Source organism: Salinicoccus sp. Marseille-QA3875 (assembly GCF_054950095.1).
Genome location: NZ_CM143103.1, coordinates 1,241,695 through 1,259,478, shown reverse-complemented (window position 1 = coordinate 1,259,478; position 17,784 = coordinate 1,241,695). Strand labels below are relative to the sequence as shown.

The following is a 17,784-nucleotide window of genomic DNA, read 5'->3' as shown; positions in this document are numbered from 1 at the left end:
CGCAATAAAGCTCCTACGTCAGAAATAGGAGCATTTAATATTATTATTATACCTTTTTGAGTACTTCCTGACCACCCATATAAGGCCTTAGAACTGTTGGGATTGTGACAGTCCCGTCACTATTCTGGTAATTTTCCAAAATTGCGGCCATCGTTCTGCCGACAGCAAGTCCGCTGCCGTTTAAAGTGTGGACCAGTTCAGGCTTCGAATCCTTGCTGCGCTTGAATTTAATATTTCCGCGTCTCGCCTGGAAGTCTGTCATATTTGAAACAGAGCTGATTTCTTTGTAGTCGTTGTAGCTCGGCAGCCATACTTCCACATCATATGTTTTCGAAGCACCGAAGCCGATATCCCCTGTACATAAAATTACTGTACGGTATGGGATTTCCAAAAGATCCAAAATGTTCTCAGCGTGTCCCGTCATCTCATCAAGCGCCGCCCATGAATCCTCAGGACGCTCCATGCGGACCATCTCGACTTTGTTGAACTGGTGCAGACGGATCAGACCTCTCGTATCCCGGCCTGCAGAACCCGCTTCACTTCTGAAACATGCCGTCTGGGCCGTAAACTTGACCGGCAGCATATCATCTGTCAGCGTCTCATCTTTATAAAAATTCGTCAGCGTCACTTCAGAAGTAGGGATGGTGTACATATCCATGCCCTCAATCTTGAACAGATCCTCTTCGAATTTCGGCAGCTGTCCTGTTGAATACATCGCCTCCGCACGGACAATCTGCGGCGTCATCATTTCACGGTAGTTGTTTTTATTATGCACATCCAGCATGAAGTTCATCAGCGCACGCTCAAGACGTGCACCGTCACCTGTCTGATAGACATAGCGGGCACCGGATACTTTTGCCGCACGTTCAAAATCTGCAAGCTCAAGCGCTTCTAATATATCCCAGTGACCTTTCGGTTCAAAATCGAAATCTCTTATTTCTCCGGTTCTTCTGACTTCCACATTTTCAGTATCATCCGCACCTTCAGGCACATCATCATGAATAAGATTCGGGATGCCGCTCATTTCATCATGGAATTTTTCTTTGATATCATTCAGCCTCGCATCAACCTGCTTGATTTCTTCACCGACGTCACGCATCTCCTTGATGACGTCTTCTGCATCTTCTTTGTTCTTTTTCTTCTGTGCGATTTCGCCGGAAACTTTGTTTCTCCTGCTCTTCAGCGTTTCAGTCTGCTGAATCAGTCCGCGTCGTTCCTTATCCAGATTTAAAATTTCATCAATGACCGCCGGATCCATACCGCGTTTCGTCACTTTTTCCTTTACCAAATCCGTTTCCTGTCTGATCACTTTTATATCCAACATATTTTCAAGCCTCCATGTTTTTTATTTTTTAGAAAATAAAAAACCACATCCCCTGTTGAAGGGACGTGGTTTTGATTACGCGTTGCCACCCTAATTAGTGCTTTTTGACGGCACTATCTCATTATACATAACGACATTTTTACATGCCGGCTACTTTTTATTGCGAAGGATAGAAATTCACATTACCTGCCGGTCATTCCCACCAAACATGACCTCTCTGAAATTAGATGATGCTACTGCTTCCTTCAAAGTAGTAGATATTTATTTGACTTGATGTCATTTTATAACGCCGGTCTGAAAAATGCAAGTGAATGAAGCATTTACAATTCCATTGATGAAAGTCGTGACACGAAATAGGATGTAAACTGCCATTCATGCCATAAGGGCGCATCAGATGGCACGAAACAGAGAATCTCCATCATCCCGTGCCATTTATCCACTCAAAATGACACGAATTACAACAAAAATGGAATCTCGTGCCATTTCACCAGCATTTGCGACACGAACCATGAAAAATTTATGGTTTCGTGCCATTTATTAATTCATACACCGATTCTACACTTTTTTAAAACTTCAACCCGGGTCTTTCATACAACAGCCTGCCATCCGCGAAAACTTTATATGCGTGGTTGACGCCGTAATGGTAGGGGATATACTCATGATTCGGCGCATCCCATATCACTATATTCGCATCATCACCGGCTTCGAGGGTGCCGCGGCCTGAGGCATCAATCGCGTGTGCCGCATTCACTGTCACTGCGTTCCAGATTTCATTCGGTGTCATCTTCAGCTTCAATGCAGCAATCGCCATGATCATCTGAAGGTTATCTGTGACACAGCTTCCTGGGTTATAGTCGGTAGCAAGACTGACAGCACCGCCGCCGGCAATCATGCCCCGGGCATCTGCAAATTCATTTTTCCCCAAATAAAACGTCGTCCCCGGCAGCAATACCGCCACTGTATCTGAATCAGCAAGCTGTTTCTTGCCTTCCTCGCTCGCAGCCACCAGGTGATCGGCACTCGCCGCATCCTGCTCAATCGCAAGTTCAAGTCCGCCAAGCGGGTCGATTTCATCCGCATGAATTTTAACCCGGAAGCCTTGCCTGCGTGCCGCTTCCATATATTTTCGTGACTGATTGACTGTAAACACGCCGGTTTCAGTAAATATATCCGCAAAATCCGCATATTCCTTTGCTTCGTCCAGCAGCCCGATCATCTCATCCAGAAATTCATCGGAATCACGGCCCTTTGGAATCGCATGCGGTCCGAGATAAGTATGGCGCATCGTAATCGGGAACTTCTCTTCCAATGCTTTTGACACTTTAAGCTGCTTCAGTTCATTTTCCTTATCAAGTCCATAGCCGCTTTTACTTTCGACGGTCAGCACACCGTGCTGAATCATCCGCGTTATATTCACCGACGCTTTTTCAAGCAGTTCATCAAACGATGCCTTTCTTGTCTGTTCCACAGTATTTAAAATACCGCCGCCCTGTTCCAAAATTTTCAGGTAGTCGACACCCTGGCGCTTTAACGACATCTCATGTTCGCGCGATCCGCCGTGTACCACATGGGTATGGGGCTCGACGAGGGCAGGGGAGGCAATCTTGCCTTCAGCATCAATCACTTCGGCTGCCTCGTACCCGTCCGTCTGTTCACCGGCATAGACGACTTTTCCGTCATTCACAACTATCACGGCATCATCCACAATTTTCAGTTCATCCATTTCTTTGCCTTTTAAAGGCTTATCCGACTTCTTCGGCAATATTAAAGATTTTATATTTTTAATGATTACATCATTCATTATTCATTCTCCTCCAGCATTGGAATATTTACGCCGCGTTCTCTGGCTGTATCAATTGCGATTTCATACCCGGCATCGGCATGCCTGGCGACACCCATGCCCGGGTCCGACGTCAAAACACGTTCCAGACGGCGAGCAGCATTTTCAGTCCCATCAGAAACAACGACCATGCCGGCATGCAGTGAATAACCCATGCCGACCCCGCCGCCGTGGTGCACACTGATCCATGAACCGCCGGCCGCGGTATTGACGAGAGCATTCAGGATGGCCCAGTCGCCGACCGCGTCACTGCCGTCCTTCATGCTTTCCGTCTCACGGTTCGGACTGGCGACAGAACCGGAATCCAGATGATCCCGGCCGATCACGACCGGTGCTGAAATCTCGCCGCTTGCGACCAGTTCATTCAGTGCAAGTCCCATCTTCGCACGCTCGCCGTAGCCAAGCCATGCAATACGGGAAGGCAGTCCCTGGAACGCAATCTTTTCCTGTGCCATATCCAGCCAGCGCAGTAACTTTTCATTTTCCGGAAACAGTTCCCGCATTTTTGCATCGGCCACTTCTATATCTTTAGGGTCTCCGCTGAGAGCGACAAAACGGAACGGCCCCATCCCTTCACAAAATAAAGGTCTGATATAAGCCGGAACAAATCCCGGGAAATCGAAAGCATTCCCGACACCCGCATCAAACGCAGCCTGACGGATATTGTTGCCATAGTCGAATACGACTGATCCTTTTTCTTTGAAATCCAACATCGCCTGTACATGTTTCGCCATCGATTCCGAAGACAATTTTACATATTGCACCGCATCAGCCGCCCGCAGTTCTGCCGCTTCTTCCAAAGTATAGCCTTCCGGCACATAACCGTTCAGCGGATCATGCGCTGAAGTCTGGTCGGTCACAACATCAATTTTAAAATCACTGTCCAAAATTTCAGGCAGGATTTCTGCTGCATTGCCGAGCAGTCCAATCGATAACGGCTTACCTGAATCCTGTGCATCTCCCGCAAGTTTCAAAGCTTCATCGAGTGTGTAGGCTTTAACATCCAGATATTTCGTTTCCAGACGTTTATCAATCCGCGATTCATCAACTTCCACGCAAATCGCAACACCTTCATTCATCGTTACAGCTAACGGCTGAGCACCGCCCATGCCGCCGAGTCCTGCGGTCAAAGTCACTGTCCCCTTAAGTGATCCGTCATAATTCTGATTCGCCAGTTCCGCAAACGTTTCATAAGTCCCCTGAACAATCCCCTGTGAGCCGATATAGATCCATGATCCTGCCGTCATCTGGCCGTACATCATCAGTCCTTTTTTATCGAGTTCGTTGAAATGCTCCCAGTCTGCCCATTTCGGCACCAAAACCGAGTTCGACAATAAAACCCGCGGCGCTTCTTCATGTGTTTTAAAGACAGCCACCGGTTTCCCGGACTGGACCAGCATCGTTTCGTCTTTTTCAAGTTTACGCAGTGTATTTTCAATTGCTTCAAATGATTCCCAGTTACGCGCTGCCTTGCCGATACCCCCATATACGACAAGGTCTTCAGGCCGTTCCGCCACTTCCGGATCCAGGTTGTTATATAACATGCGGAGTGCCGCTTCCTGTTCCCAGCCTTTACATTCAATTTCCAAACCTTTTTTAGCAGTAATTTTCCTCGTCATAATTACACCCCTTATTTTATTGCACTCAGTGCGAGACTCAAATTTTCAATATCTTTGCTGAAATTGCGATCTTTATCAATAAAGTCTGCGAGCATTCTGTATTCATCAAATTTCTCCCGTGTTTTCGGCGACAGTTTTTCTTTCCCCTTCAGTTCAACAGCAGTCAATGCAATCAGCAGTTCCACTGCCAGCACATTTCTCATATTATCGATGATATCCCTTGCATGCCGTGCGGCGATCGTCCCCATGGATACGTGGTCTTCCTGATTGGCAGAAGACGGTATCGAGTCGACGCTTGCAGGGTGGGCCAGGGTTTTATTTTCAGAAACGAGACTTGCAGCAGCATACTGCAGAATCATCGCACCTGACTGCAGTCCTTCTTCAGGACTTAAAAATGCCGGCAGATCCCCGTTCAATGCCGGGTTCACAAGACGCTCGATGCGGCGTTCTGAAATATTGGCAATCTCTGCCACACCGATTTTAAGAAGGTCCATCGCAATCGCGATGGGCTGACCGTGGAAATTCCCCCCTGAAAATACTTCCTCTTCGCTGAATATGAGCGGATTGTCATTCGCCGCATTCATCTCGATTTCAAGCTTGTCCTTTACATACGCCAGTGTCTGGAACGAGGCGCCGTGCACCTGCGGTATGCAGCGGATGGAGTAGGCGTCCTGCACCCGCACTTCCCCCTGACGTGTCGTGAGCCCGGACCCTTCCAGATAGTCGAGCATTTTCCGCGCCACATAAATCTGTTCTTCATATCCCCTTGAAGAATGAATATTGTGATTGTATGCATCTGTGATGCTGTTCAGTGCCTGATGGGTGAGGGACGCAATCCACAGCGCCGCTTCCATCATGCTCTCCGCTTCGATATAGTTCAGCACCCCCTGGGCAGTCATCGGCTGTGTGCCGTTGATCAGAGCGAGCCCTTCTTTCGCCTGGAGCACCAGCGGCTCGATATCAAGTTCGTCCAGCACTTCAGCAGTCTGTTTCAATTCCCCGTCGTGATAAACCTCTCCTTCTCCCATCAGTGTAATCGCAATATGCGACAGCGGGGCGAGGTCCCCTGACGCCCCGAGCGAACCCTGTTCAGGCACTTTCGGTATGATTCTCTTATTGATATACTTTTTCAGCTGGTCCGCAAGTTCAATCGTCACTCCGGAATGCCCCTTGACCAGCGTATTCAGACGCAGAATCATCATCACCAGTACGGCATCTTCGGAAAATGGCTTTCCCATGCCGCAGCAGTGGGAACGGATCAGGTTCGCCTGCAGGTCAATCGTCTTTTCTTTCGAAATCAACACATCACAAAACAAACCGAAACCTGTCGTAATGCCGTAAACCGTCTTTCCTTCATCGATGATGTTTTCCACGATTTTCCGCGACGCTTTCAATTTATCGTAGGCATCATCTGTGATCACCACCATGGATTCACTATTTCCCAGGAAATCTTTTATTGCTTCAATGGATAGATCTTCCCCTGTTAATTTTAAAATTGACATGTACTCCCTCCTATTGCCATTAAAAAAAGACACAGTTACCTTATTTTTAAAGTAACAATGTCTCTATCAGCTAATATCTATGACAATTATATTTTATATGTGATTGATACCGAGACCGAGCGCCTCGTGTTCCTTGCCTTTGATCGGCGCACCGATTGTTCCGTAAAAACAGACTGCGAGCCATTCACCTTCGCGGTCATCCTCATATGGATTGCCTCTCACTACCGAGAATGACAGCCCGACTGTACGCATGATGTCACCGACACTCAACTTGCCTCTCGTGACACCTTCCGCCGCTTCAATAATCGCATGGTAGAGGGCGTGCGTTTCACGGTATATATCCGAATGGATCAGTCCGCCGCGTTTGGCTGCCGTCTCAACAGAAGAAATGACTTTCTTCAACTCCATCGACCCTACCTTGCCGGTAACCACTTTATAAGTGTCGAAATGCGGAGAGATGCCGAGTGCTGTTTCCTGGTCTGTCAGTGCAACGAGTGTGGCAAATTTACCAAACTCATCATTATGGATTGATGTGTGTTCTTTTACCATTGACCGGTCTACCTCTTTTATCATCTGATAACTAATGTCTACCCTCAATTATAGCGCTTTCATAAAGAAATTTCAATGTACTGTAAAGGCATAAAAAAGAAGAACGGTATCAAATACCGTTCTTCGGGAAATACATTTATTATGTGCGTGATTTTTTGACCCAGCCCTGGCTGTACGAGAATAATAAAATCGCAATTGTCAGCACGAGTGTAATCACTATGAACAGCCAGTGCTGTCCGTTCACTATAAACAACGGGCCAAAGGTGATGAGTGCGATTTCCACCGGAGCGATCGGCACATAGGCGAGGCCGAAATCGTCCAGAGTTTCACTTTCCTGTTTAGGGTCGGCCACTCTGATTAATGCGATGGCCATTGCCACTGCACCTGTAATCCAGCCGAATGTGAATATCCCTTTTTCAAACCAGTTTTCCTGGAAATAGTATCCGGACAGAAAACGGTAGAAAACATACGCCAGAATGATACCGAAAATCATCAGAATGACGAATGGCACCATATTTTGTGCAACGACAGTCAGGTTTATCGAGGCAATACCGAAGGCAACAAGATAATCTGTCGCGCCGCCGCTGATTTTGGAGAACACTTCTTTATCCAGATATTTATCAGCACCCAACGCTTCTATCGCCAGCCTGATGAGCAAAGCAACAATAAAGGCGAGGGAGAATGCAGGAATTGCAACATCCGGCAGCAGCTCTTCGCCGAGTACACTCAAGTAATATCCAATACCTGTCGCAATGACGATAAACATCACATGATAGATTAACGGGTCGATGACAATGGATGACACTCTGCCTTCACCCATCGCATCCCATTCACTGTCAGGTAGAAGTCCTGAACGTAAACCATGCGGCAGCTTCTTAAAGTCCTGGATATAGTTTGCATGGCCTTTGGCGGCAGCACGCTTGATCAATACCAGTCCGACACTGATTGCCGTAAGGGCACCGACTGTTGCCGACGTCATGGCGATCGAAGTCGCTTCTTCCCAGCCCTGCTGGGCAAAAGCATCACCGACTGCCGCTGCGGTACCGTGTCCGCCGACGAAACCTGCTGCTAATAAAAGACCGAAGCCATTATGTAAATCTGAGAAAAATGGTGCCAGAAAGACAAGAGCAAATAACAGTCCCAGCCCGTAGAACAATAACATGATTGTCTGTGAGTAGGACCATAAACCGCCCACTTTCCCGATAACTTCCTTCACTTTAAATTTACCTGTGGAGAACGGTAAAGCCGCAAAAACGAATGCAATCAACAGTCCCGGATAAGAACCGACCAACTCAGTAAAAGGTAAAATATCAAGTGCATATGGGCCTAAAATCAATCCTAAAATACCTGCGATGATACTGGCTGGCATAAAAGTTCTTTGAATAAAAACAATTTTCGCTCTCAAAAGGACGCCTATAAGCAGCAGGCCTGAGATAATAGAAAAGTCGATCAAAACATCCCAAATAGTAAATTCCATAATATTCCTCCCTCGACTCTTTTTTATTATAATCTGATGAAACATAGTAAAACTGAATATTTACTCCGCATGAATAAATATCAGGACGTTAATTTTTAATTAACGCCCTGAGTTTGATTTATTCTTCCGGGTTTTCTTCTTCAAGTGACTCTTCAACTTCCTCACTTACATCGTGATCCTGTTCATCGAGTCTCTCTTCCATTTCGCCCTCGATCTGCTCTTCGATGTTACCGTCTTCTTCCAAAACAAGCTCTTCTTCATCAAGCTGCTCTTTCACTTTGGCTACTGTCGCAACGTTGTGCTCCTCTGCCAGACGGATCAGACGCACACCCTGGGTATTACGTCCTGTGACGGACACTTCTTCCATGATCAGACGGATGATCACACCATAGTCTGTAACAATCATTAAATCTTCATCACCGTCGACGGAAGCGATATAAACCAGGTCACCGATCCGGTCATTCAAGTTTGCTGTTTTAACACCCATACCGCCGCGGTTGGCACTGCGGTATTCTGATTCTGCCGTACGTTTACCGTAACCGTTTGAAGTCACGACCAATATTTCCTGGTCTTCACTGAGCACATCAAGACCGATGACTTCGTCATCACCGCGCAGTCTGATACCGCGGACACCGGCAGCGGTTCTTCCCATATTTCTGATCTGCGTTTCCTCAAACCGGATGAGTGAACCTTTCTGGGTGCCTAAAATGACTTCTTTGGAACCATCTGTCAGTCTGACAGCAAGCAATTCATCATCTTCTTTGAATGTAATCGCAATTTTACCGTTTTTGTTGATACGGTCGAAATTATCCAGAGAAGAACGTTTAACAATTCCTTTTTTCGTTGCAAAGACAAGATGCATACCTTCTGTATCCTTATCTTTCACACCGATGATGGTACTGATTTTTTCATCCTTATCGATTTCGAGCATATTAACGATCGGTATACCTTTGGATTGACGTGACATTTCAGGTATTTCATAACCTTTGAGCCTGTATACACGGCCTTTATTCGTAAAGAACAGAATATAGTCGTGTGTACTCATCGCCACAAGCTGGCTGACGAAGTCATCCTCGACAGTATTCATGCCCTGTACGCCGCGTCCGCCGCGGTGCTGTGCACGGTATGTCGAAGAGGGCAGGCGTTTGATGTAACTGTTATGACTCAATGTGACAACAATCTGCTCTTCAGGAATCAGGTCTTCATCTTCAATATCGAACATGTTGCCGATTGTGATTTCGGTACGGCGTTCATCGCCGAAACGGTCCCTGATTTCAGTCAGTTCCTCGCGGATGATCTCAAGAAGACGTTCTTCACTTGCAAGAATCGCTTTAAGTTCCTCGATCGTTTTCATGATTTCCGCATACTCGGATTCTATCTTATCGCGTTCCAGTCCTGTCAGACGGCGCAGTCTCATATCTAAAATTGCCTGAGCCTGGCGGTCTGATAAGTCGAATTCAGACATTAATCCGTTTTTCGCTTCTTCATCATTTGAAGAGCCGCGGATCAATGCAATGATTTCATCGATATGATCCAGAGCGATGCGCAGACCTTCCAAAATATGGGCACGGTCTTGGGCACGCTTCAAATCGAACTCGGTACGGCGTCTGACGACCACTTTCTGATGATCCAGATAATGGACCAGTGCTTCTTTCAGACCGAGAATGATCGGTTCACCGTTTACAAGCGCAAGCATATTGACGCCGAATGATGTCTGCAGCGGCGTCTGTTTATATAAGTTGTTCAAAATGACATTCGCATTTTTATCCTTGCGGATTTCTATGATGATTTTGACGCCTTCTTTTAAACTTGTCTCGTCACGAAGATCAGTGATGCCTTCAATCTTTTTATCTCTCGCAAGCTCTGCGATTTTCTCAACCAGTCTCGCTTTGTTGACCTGATAAGGTATTTCTGAAACAACGATGCGTTCTTTGCCGTTTTTCATCATTTCGATTTCACATCTTGCACGCATCATCACTGAACCGCGGCCGGTTTCGTAGGCACGGCGGATGCCGCTTTTACCGACGATGAGCCCGGCAGTAGGGAAGTCAGGCCCCTGGACATGTTCCATCAGTTCAGCCAGTGTCACATCATCATTTCTTGAAATTTCAAGTACTGCATTAATGATTTCGGTTAAGTTATGCGGCGGAATATTTGTCGCCATGCCGACTGCGATACCGCTTGTACCGTTGACGAGTAAATTTGGAAAACGTGACGGCAGAACAGCAGGTTCTCTTTCGTTGCCGTCGTAGTTATCAATATAATCAATCGTATCTTTATTGATATCACGCATCAGTTCAGCAGATATCTTACTCATTTTCGCTTCTGTATAACGCATTGCCGCGGCACCGTCGCCGTCCATTGAACCAAAGTTACCCTGACCATCCACAAGAGGATAGCGGTAGCTGAAGTCCTGGGCCATGCGGACCATCGCTTCATAGATCGATGAGTCACCGTGGGGGTGGTATTTACCCATCACATCACCGACGATACGCGCTGATTTTTTGTAAGGCTTGTCAGCTGTCATGCCGTTATCGTACATTCCGTATAAAATACGGCGGTGCACCGGTTTCATGCCATCTCTGACATCCGGCAGGGCACGTGAGACGATAACACTCATTGCATAATCCAGGAAGGAAGTACGCATCGTTTTACTTATATTGATTTCCTGCAGCCTATCTTGGTTATCTGCCATTAATACTGACCTCCATCATTAAATATCCAGGTTTTGAACATATAAAGCATTTTCTTCGATAAAGCTCCTTCTGTGTTCCACAATGTCACCCATCAGCATTTCAAATGTCTGATCCGCCTCCACTGCATCCGTCAGACGGACTTGCAGCAGCGTTCTGAATTCAGGGTCCATAGTCGTCTCCCACAGCTGATCTGCGTTCATCTCGCCCAGACCTTTATATCTTGATAAAGCGATTTTCGGAGTTTCAGGGAGGGATTCTCTCAATTCCTCAAGTGCCGCATCATCGAACACATAATATTTCTTCTTCGACTGTTCCACTTTGTAAAGTGGCGGCTGTGCAATATACACATAGCCCGCTTCTATCAATGGTTTCATGAAACGGTAGAAGAATGTGAGCAGCAATGTACGGATATGCGCACCGTCAACATCGGCATCCGTCATGATGACGATCTTATGGTAACGTGCTTTGGACAGATCGAATTCTTCACCGATCCCTGTACCGAGCGCTGTAATCATCGAACGGATTTCATTGTTGTTCAATATTCTGTCCAGACGTGCTTTTTCAACGTTCAATATTTTACCACGGAGCGGTAAGATTGCCTGTGTGGTCGAGTTACGGCCGGATTTGGCCGAACCGCCTGCAGAATCCCCCTCAACGATGAAGAGTTCACTTTCTGCGGGATCTTTACTTGAACAGTCGGCAAGTTTACCGGGCAGGCTGGAGACTTCCAGTGCGGACTTGCGTCTCGTCATTTCACGCGCTTTTTTGGCAGCCATACGTGCATGCTGCGCTGTGACACCTTTAGCAATGATTATTCTTGCTACAGTCGGATTTTCCAGTAAAAATCTTTCAAATCCTTCTGTGAACAGCTGATCTGTAATCAGACGCACTTCGGAGTTTCCGAATTTTGTTTTGGTCTGGCCTTCGAACTGTGGATCCATATGTTTGATGGATACGATGGCAGTGATGCCTTCACGCACATCTTCTCCGCTCAGACGCTCATCACCAGCTTTGATGATATTATTTTTAGTCGCATAGTTGTTGATCACTTTTGTCAGCGCACGCTTGAATCCTTCTTCGTGCGTACCGCCTTCATAAGTGTGGATATTGTTTGCATAGGAAAGCAGGGTGGAGGAGAAACCTTTGTTGTACTGGATGGCTATTTCCACTTCCACGTCGTCCTTTTCCTTGTCCAGATAGATCACTTCGTCATGCAGAACTTCTTTCGACTCATTGATCTGTTCGACGTATGATTTTATACCGCCTTCGTAGTAGTACTCGTCACTGATGGTTTCATCTCCACGTTCATCGTGAAGATTGAGCTGAAGCCCTTTATTCAGGAAAGCGAGCTCCTTTACACGGTGCTGGAACACCTCGTATTCGTATTCCGTCGTCTCTGTAAAGATTTCCGGATCCGCCTTGAAACGTATGATTGTTCCTGTTTCATCTGTATCTTCGATGACTTTCAAATCGAAATCGGGCACACCCCGGGTATATGACTGGTGATGGACTTTGCCGTCACGGTGAACGTAGACTTCAAGCGTTTCACTGAGTGCGTTGACCACCGATGAGCCGACACCGTGCAGACCGCCTGACACTTTGTAACCGCCGCCGCCGAATTTACCGCCGGCGTGCAGTACAGTCAAAATGACTTCAACCGCAGGACGGCCCATCTTTTCCTGTATGTCCACGGGAATACCGCGGCCGTTATCGGTCACTTTTATCCAGTTATCCTCTTCGATTGTGATATTGATTGTATCTGCGTAACCGCCGAGCGCCTCATCGATACTGTTATCGACGATTTCCCATACCAGATGGTGCAGACCTCTTGAAGCAGTCGAACCAATGTACATCCCCGGACGTTTTCTTACAGCTTCAAGTCCTTCGAGTACTTGAATCTGACTGGCACCATATTCTATATTATTATCTTCCATGTTCTCACCTTCCATTAAGCTTTAACTTGACCTTGCTCCACAGTAAATGTCTGCATATCATTCATGATTGCATGGTTGATATCACTGATTGAAGTGGTTGTGACGAATGTCTGTACACGGTCCCTGATCGATGTGAGCAGATGCGCCTGCCTGTTTTCATCAAGCTCGCTCAATACATCATCAAGGAGCAGCACCGGATATTCGCCGACCTCCTGCCTGATCAATTCAAGTTCAGCAAGTTTCACACTGAGGGCCGTCGTTCTCTGCTGGCCCTGTGAACCGTATGTCTGCACGTCAAAATCATTGATGCTGAACGTGATGTCATCACGATGCGGTCCGATCAATGTCTGCATGCGTTCCATTTCCTTTGCCAGATTCTCTTCGAATAAAAGTTCAAGTTCTTTTTGCAGTTCTTCCTGGCTGCTGCTTTCATACTTTATATTCGGTGCATATCTTATCTTCAGATTTTCACTGCCGTTGGATATATCGTGATGGATTTCCGCTGCAAATTTCTCAATCGTCTCTATGAATTCCGCACGCTTTAAAATTACGATGCTCGCATATTCAGAAAGCTGGACATTCAATACTTCAATCATCATCTTATCGGGACTGCGCTGCTTCAAGTACTGATTTTTAGTTGCCAGCACTTTTTGATAGCTGCTCAGCGCACTCAGATAAATCTTGGATATCTGTCCGCATTCGATATTGATGAATTTCCTTCTTATCTGTGGAGATCCCTTAACGATATTCAGATCTTCCGGCGCAAAAAGAACAGTATTCAAATGACCGATATACTGACTCAGTTTGGAAACTTCCAAGTGATTCACTTTCGCTCGTTTTCCCTTTTTATTAATACTGATCGATAGGGGGAGGGTACTGTAAGATGTATTGATGTGACCATTTACAAAAGCTTCTTCTTCATTGAACTGAATGAGCTCCTTATCTTTGGAAGTCCGGTGACTTTTGGCAAGCGCCAAAAAATAGATGGACTCAAGCAGGTTTGTCTTGCCCTGCGCATTTGCACCGATGAATATATTGAGCTTGGGATGAAATTCCAGCTCGAGAGAGTCATAATTTCTAAAATTACTAATACTGATATCTGTTAAAATCATTGCTTATACTCTATTTTATACTGACCAAATTCATCTGATTTGATCACATCGCCATGCTGCAGCTTTTTACCTCGTCGATTTTCGACTTCGTCGTTTATATAGACGACATTTTCACTTAAAAACCACTTTGCCTGGCCACCGCTCCCGATGATGCCTTCCAACTTTAAAAATTGCCCCAAAGTGATAATATCATCGAAAATTTTAGTTTCCATATACACAGCCTCCTAAAACTTCACACTCTTATATTATACACTATTTTTCATTAATTTTCATTTAAAAAGCCAAAAATCGGCCTTCATAGCGTTTATCGTCCTGAACAGGGTCAACCTACTTATAAATAAAAAAAGACTGTCCATCGTTTTTTATCGCAAAAATAGAGGACAGTCTAGTTTTTTATTCAATTTTTAACTGTTTTGATCAATGATCAATAAGTTCTGATCGGCAGAATCAGCTGGACGACTTCATCGGATTCACTTGATTTCAAAGTGAACGGCCGCATCGTGCCGTAAAATTCGATTGTGACATCTTCATTATTGATGGCTTTCAGTGCATCCATCATGTATTTGGAGTTGAAGGAAATCTTCAGTCCTTCGCCTTCGATGTTTTCTGTATTGATATCTTCGTTCACCGTACCGACTTCAGGGGAATTTGACGACAACTCGACACTGTCTGTATTGACGCTCATACGTATGACGTTATTTCCGCCTTCACGGGCAAGCAGTGATACACGGTCGATTGCATGATAGAACTCCGCATTGTTCACAGTCACTTTCGTTTCGAAGTTTTCCGGGAACAATCTTGATGTATCCGGATAGTTGCCTTCCAGCAGTCTCGAGATGAAGCGCATGTTGCCATAGCTGAACAGCACCTGGTTCTGTGACAGATGAAGTTCCACTTCTTCGTCTGTATCGTTGATGATTTTATTCAGTTCGGTCAGTGACTTGCCCGGGATGATCGCATCATTGTTGTCATTATTGAACTGTTCACCTGTCAGACGGCGCAGCGCGAGTCTGTGTGAGTCGGTTGCGGTAAATGTAATCTCGTCGTTATCAAACTGCCAGTGTACACCTGTCAGGACCGGTCTTGTTTCTGATAAAGATACTGCAAAGTTCGTCTGGTTGATGACATTTTTTAATACTGAAGCAGAAATCACGAGACTTTCCTCATCACTGACGTCCGGCAGCAGGGGATACTGGTCAGGGTTATTACCACTTAAGTTGAATTCTGATTTTGATGCAGTGATTTTAGTCTGGAATGCATCATTCGTTTCCAATTGGACAAAGTCTCCTGAAAGTTTTTTAATGATGTCCACAAAGAAACGACCTGATAATACGACTGCTCCGGCTTCATGGATTTCCAAAACTTCTTCATTGTCCACTTCAACAGGAATTGTGATTTCGATGGATATTTCTGAATCACTGCCGGTTAAAATCATATGATCATCTTTTACATCAATTTTAATGCCGTTCAAAATGGGTAAAGTCGTTCTTGGAGAAATTGCTTTTAAGCAATGGTTTAATTGTTCAATGAAATATTGACGATTGATGTTAATTTTCACGATTCATAACTCCTTATATATTAATAAATTATAAAAAGATAGTAATAATAGTAATAAGCCCTGTGAATATGTGGATAACCCGGTTAACCGCAGTGGCACACACTTATCCACATGTGTATAAATTGTTAGTCCAAGTGTATCATTTATCCACACTGTACACATTAATTATTTTATCAGATTTATACTGATTAATTGAGTTTTTTCTCTATCTCTTCCAATTCATCCTTGAACAGCGAATCTTCTGATACGAGCCTTGAGATTTTCTCATGTGCATGGATGACTGTCGTATGATCCCGGCCGCCGAAAACTTCTCCGATTTTAGGCAGTGAATTATCTGTCAGTTCACGGGACAGATACATTGCCACGTGTCTCGGGAATGCGATTGATTTCGTCCGTTTTTTAGATGCGAACTCTTCAATCTGCACACCGTAGTATGATGCCACGATTTCCTGGATATCCTGAATGGTAATTTTCTTCGGTTTCTTCTGAGATACGATATCCTTCAGCGCTTCTGCGACCATGTCGGAAGTCAGGGGCTGGTTGGACAGTTTGGAATATGCGGCAACCCGTGTCAGAGCGCCTTCCAGCTCACGGATGTTCGTCTGGATGTTGCTTGCGATATATATCATCGCCTCGTTGGGAATCTCGACATTTTCCTCTTCACATTTCTTCCTTAAAATTGCGATTCTCGTTTCTAGGTCCGGCGGTGTGATATCCGTAATCAGGCCCCATTCGAAACGCGAACGCAGACGGTCTTCAAGCGTCGGAATCTCTTTAGGTGTGCGGTCGCTGGAGATGACAATCTGCTTATTGTCCTCATGAAGGGCGTTAAATGTATGGAAGAACTCTTCCTGCGTGGATTCCTTGCCTGCTAAAAATTGAATATCATCAATTAATAAAACATCTGCATTGCGGTATTTATTACGGAATTCTTCGGTCTTATTGTCACGGATGGAGTTGATGAATTCATTGGTAAATTTCTCACTTGATAAATAGGCAACTTTTGCATTCGGTCTATGTTCAAGGACATAGTGGCCGATCGCATGCATCAGATGCGTTTTACCCAAACCGACGCCGCCGTAGATGAAGAGCGGGTTATAAGCCTTCGCAGGTGCCTCTGCCACTGCAAGAGAAGCGGCGTGGCTGAAGCGGTTGCCGCTGCCGATCACAAAGGTTTCGAAAGTATTGTTCATATTTAACTGTGCAGGCACATGCACTTCCTGGGAAGTATCCTTTACTTCTCCCTGCGGTGCGGGCTTTTCATTATTCTGAACCTCGTCATGAATCGTAATCTGGATGGCCGGCTGCTCGCCGATGGATTCATATATTTTTTTTTGGATCAGCTCACTGTAATGGTTCTCCAGCCAGTCACGCTGGAATTCCGTTTCCGCTTTGATGACTGCTGTCTTATTATCCAAATGGATCATCGTGGTGTCATTAAACCATGTTTTAAAACTGGTGATCGGTATTTCCGATTGGATTGCATCTAAAGTTTTTTGCCAAATGTCATTTATCGAACTCATATATATCCTCTCTCTTCACAAAAATCACATGCTGTGGATAAAGTTAAGCACAGCTCTGGAAAACTATCCACAAGTTACACACAGTCTGTGGATAACTTCACAGTAAACATACCTTTTCCACAGAGATACATTCAAATTCTAAAGTATTTAACACTAAAAAACAATGATTGTTACGCAATTCTTTAAAAGTTATGCACAGAATACACATTTATCCACAACTTTTATATCAACACCTGTGAATAGTCGGTAAAAGTGATGAATTAACATGTGTATAACTTATTTACCCTTAAAAGTTATCCACAAAATCTTAATAGTCCACAGGTTCTTCATGAAAAATATTATAAATTTCATTGAAATCAGCTGCTGATTCTGTTATCCTTTAATAGTTGCAATCACAGAGAAAAAATGAATGTAAGTAATTCAATGGTCTACGGAGGTGTTTAGATATGACAAAACGTACTTACCAACCAAATAAACGTAAACACAGCAAAGTGCACGGATTTCGTAAAAGAATGAGCACACCTAATGGCCGCAAGATTTTAGCGCGCCGTAGAAGAAGAGGAAGAAAAGTACTTTCTGCATAATAATTCGAGATCATCTATGTATAGGTGATCTTTTTTTGTGGTTTAAAGTAGATAAATTTTAGATTA

General features: G+C 45.0%; 13 protein-coding genes. 1 reads left to right on the top strand and 12 read right to left on the bottom strand.

Annotated features, from left to right (window positions below; all coding sequences use genetic code 11):
* Window positions 1-46: 46 nt before the first annotated feature.
* From serS to dnaA, 12 genes are all read right to left on the bottom strand, one after another.
* A complete protein-coding gene (gene serS, locus ACY8DT_RS06425; protein WP_462422087.1) occupies window positions 47-1,324 on the bottom strand; it encodes a serine--tRNA ligase in 1,278 nt (425 codons plus the stop codon).
* A gap of 565 nt (window positions 1,325-1,889) precedes the next feature.
* The gene (gene hutI / locus ACY8DT_RS06420) at window positions 1,890-3,125 is read right to left on the bottom strand and encodes an imidazolonepropionase (RefSeq protein ID WP_462422086.1); all 1,236 of its coding nucleotides are present in this window, start codon (window positions 3,123-3,125) and stop codon (window positions 1,890-1,892) included.
* On the bottom strand, window positions 3,125-4,783 hold the full coding sequence (hutU, locus tag ACY8DT_RS06415) for a urocanate hydratase (RefSeq protein ID WP_462422085.1): 1,659 nt from the start codon (window positions 4,781-4,783) through the stop codon (window positions 3,125-3,127). Before hutU ends, hutI begins: the two co-directional genes overlap by 1 nt.
* An 11-nt stretch (window positions 4,784-4,794) precedes the next feature.
* Window positions 4,795-6,285 (bottom strand): histidine ammonia-lyase, encoded by a 1,491-nt coding sequence (gene hutH, locus ACY8DT_RS06410; protein ID WP_462422084.1) that lies wholly within the window; start codon window positions 6,283-6,285, stop codon window positions 4,795-4,797.
* A gap of 93 nt (window positions 6,286-6,378) precedes the next feature.
* The gene (gene hutP / locus ACY8DT_RS06405) at window positions 6,379-6,834 is read right to left on the bottom strand and encodes a histidine utilization transcription antiterminator HutP (protein WP_462422083.1); all 456 of its coding nucleotides are present in this window, start codon (window positions 6,832-6,834) and stop codon (window positions 6,379-6,381) included.
* Between the two features lie 139 nt (window positions 6,835-6,973).
* A complete protein-coding gene (locus ACY8DT_RS06400) occupies window positions 6,974-8,311 on the bottom strand; it encodes a sodium/glutamate symporter (protein ID WP_462422082.1) in 1,338 nt (445 codons plus the stop codon).
* Between the two features lie 118 nt (window positions 8,312-8,429).
* Window positions 8,430-11,006, bottom strand: coding sequence for a DNA gyrase subunit A (gene gyrA, locus ACY8DT_RS06395; RefSeq protein ID WP_462422081.1), 2,577 nt, complete (start codon window positions 11,004-11,006; stop codon window positions 8,430-8,432).
* An 18-nt stretch (window positions 11,007-11,024) separates the two neighbouring features.
* Window positions 11,025-12,941 carry a DNA topoisomerase (ATP-hydrolyzing) subunit B gene (gene gyrB / locus ACY8DT_RS06390; RefSeq protein WP_462422080.1) on the bottom strand — a complete coding sequence of 639 codons (1,917 nt, stop codon included), beginning with the start codon at window positions 12,939-12,941 and terminating at the stop codon, window positions 11,025-11,027.
* A 14-nt stretch (window positions 12,942-12,955) separates the two neighbouring features.
* The gene (gene recF / locus ACY8DT_RS06385) at window positions 12,956-14,053 is read right to left on the bottom strand and encodes a DNA replication/repair protein RecF (protein ID WP_462422079.1); all 1,098 of its coding nucleotides are present in this window, start codon (window positions 14,051-14,053) and stop codon (window positions 12,956-12,958) included.
* Window positions 14,050-14,265, bottom strand: coding sequence for a S4 domain-containing protein YaaA (gene yaaA / locus ACY8DT_RS06380; RefSeq protein ID WP_462422078.1), 216 nt, complete (start codon window positions 14,263-14,265; stop codon window positions 14,050-14,052). The genes recF and yaaA overlap by 4 nt, the downstream gene beginning before the upstream one ends.
* 212 nt (window positions 14,266-14,477) lie before the next feature.
* A complete protein-coding gene (dnaN, locus tag ACY8DT_RS06375) occupies window positions 14,478-15,614 on the bottom strand; it encodes a DNA polymerase III subunit beta (RefSeq protein WP_462422233.1) in 1,137 nt (378 codons plus the stop codon).
* A 185-nt stretch (window positions 15,615-15,799) separates the two neighbouring features.
* Window positions 15,800-17,134, bottom strand: coding sequence for a chromosomal replication initiator protein DnaA (gene dnaA, locus ACY8DT_RS06370; RefSeq protein ID WP_462422077.1), 1,335 nt, complete (start codon window positions 17,132-17,134; stop codon window positions 15,800-15,802).
* Between the two features lie 446 nt (window positions 17,135-17,580).
* Between dnaA and rpmH the strand changes: the two genes are divergently transcribed.
* On the top strand, window positions 17,581-17,718 hold the full coding sequence (gene rpmH / locus ACY8DT_RS06365) for a 50S ribosomal protein L34 (RefSeq protein ID WP_082238368.1): 138 nt from the start codon (window positions 17,581-17,583) through the stop codon (window positions 17,716-17,718).
* Window positions 17,719-17,784: the final 66 nt, after the last annotated feature.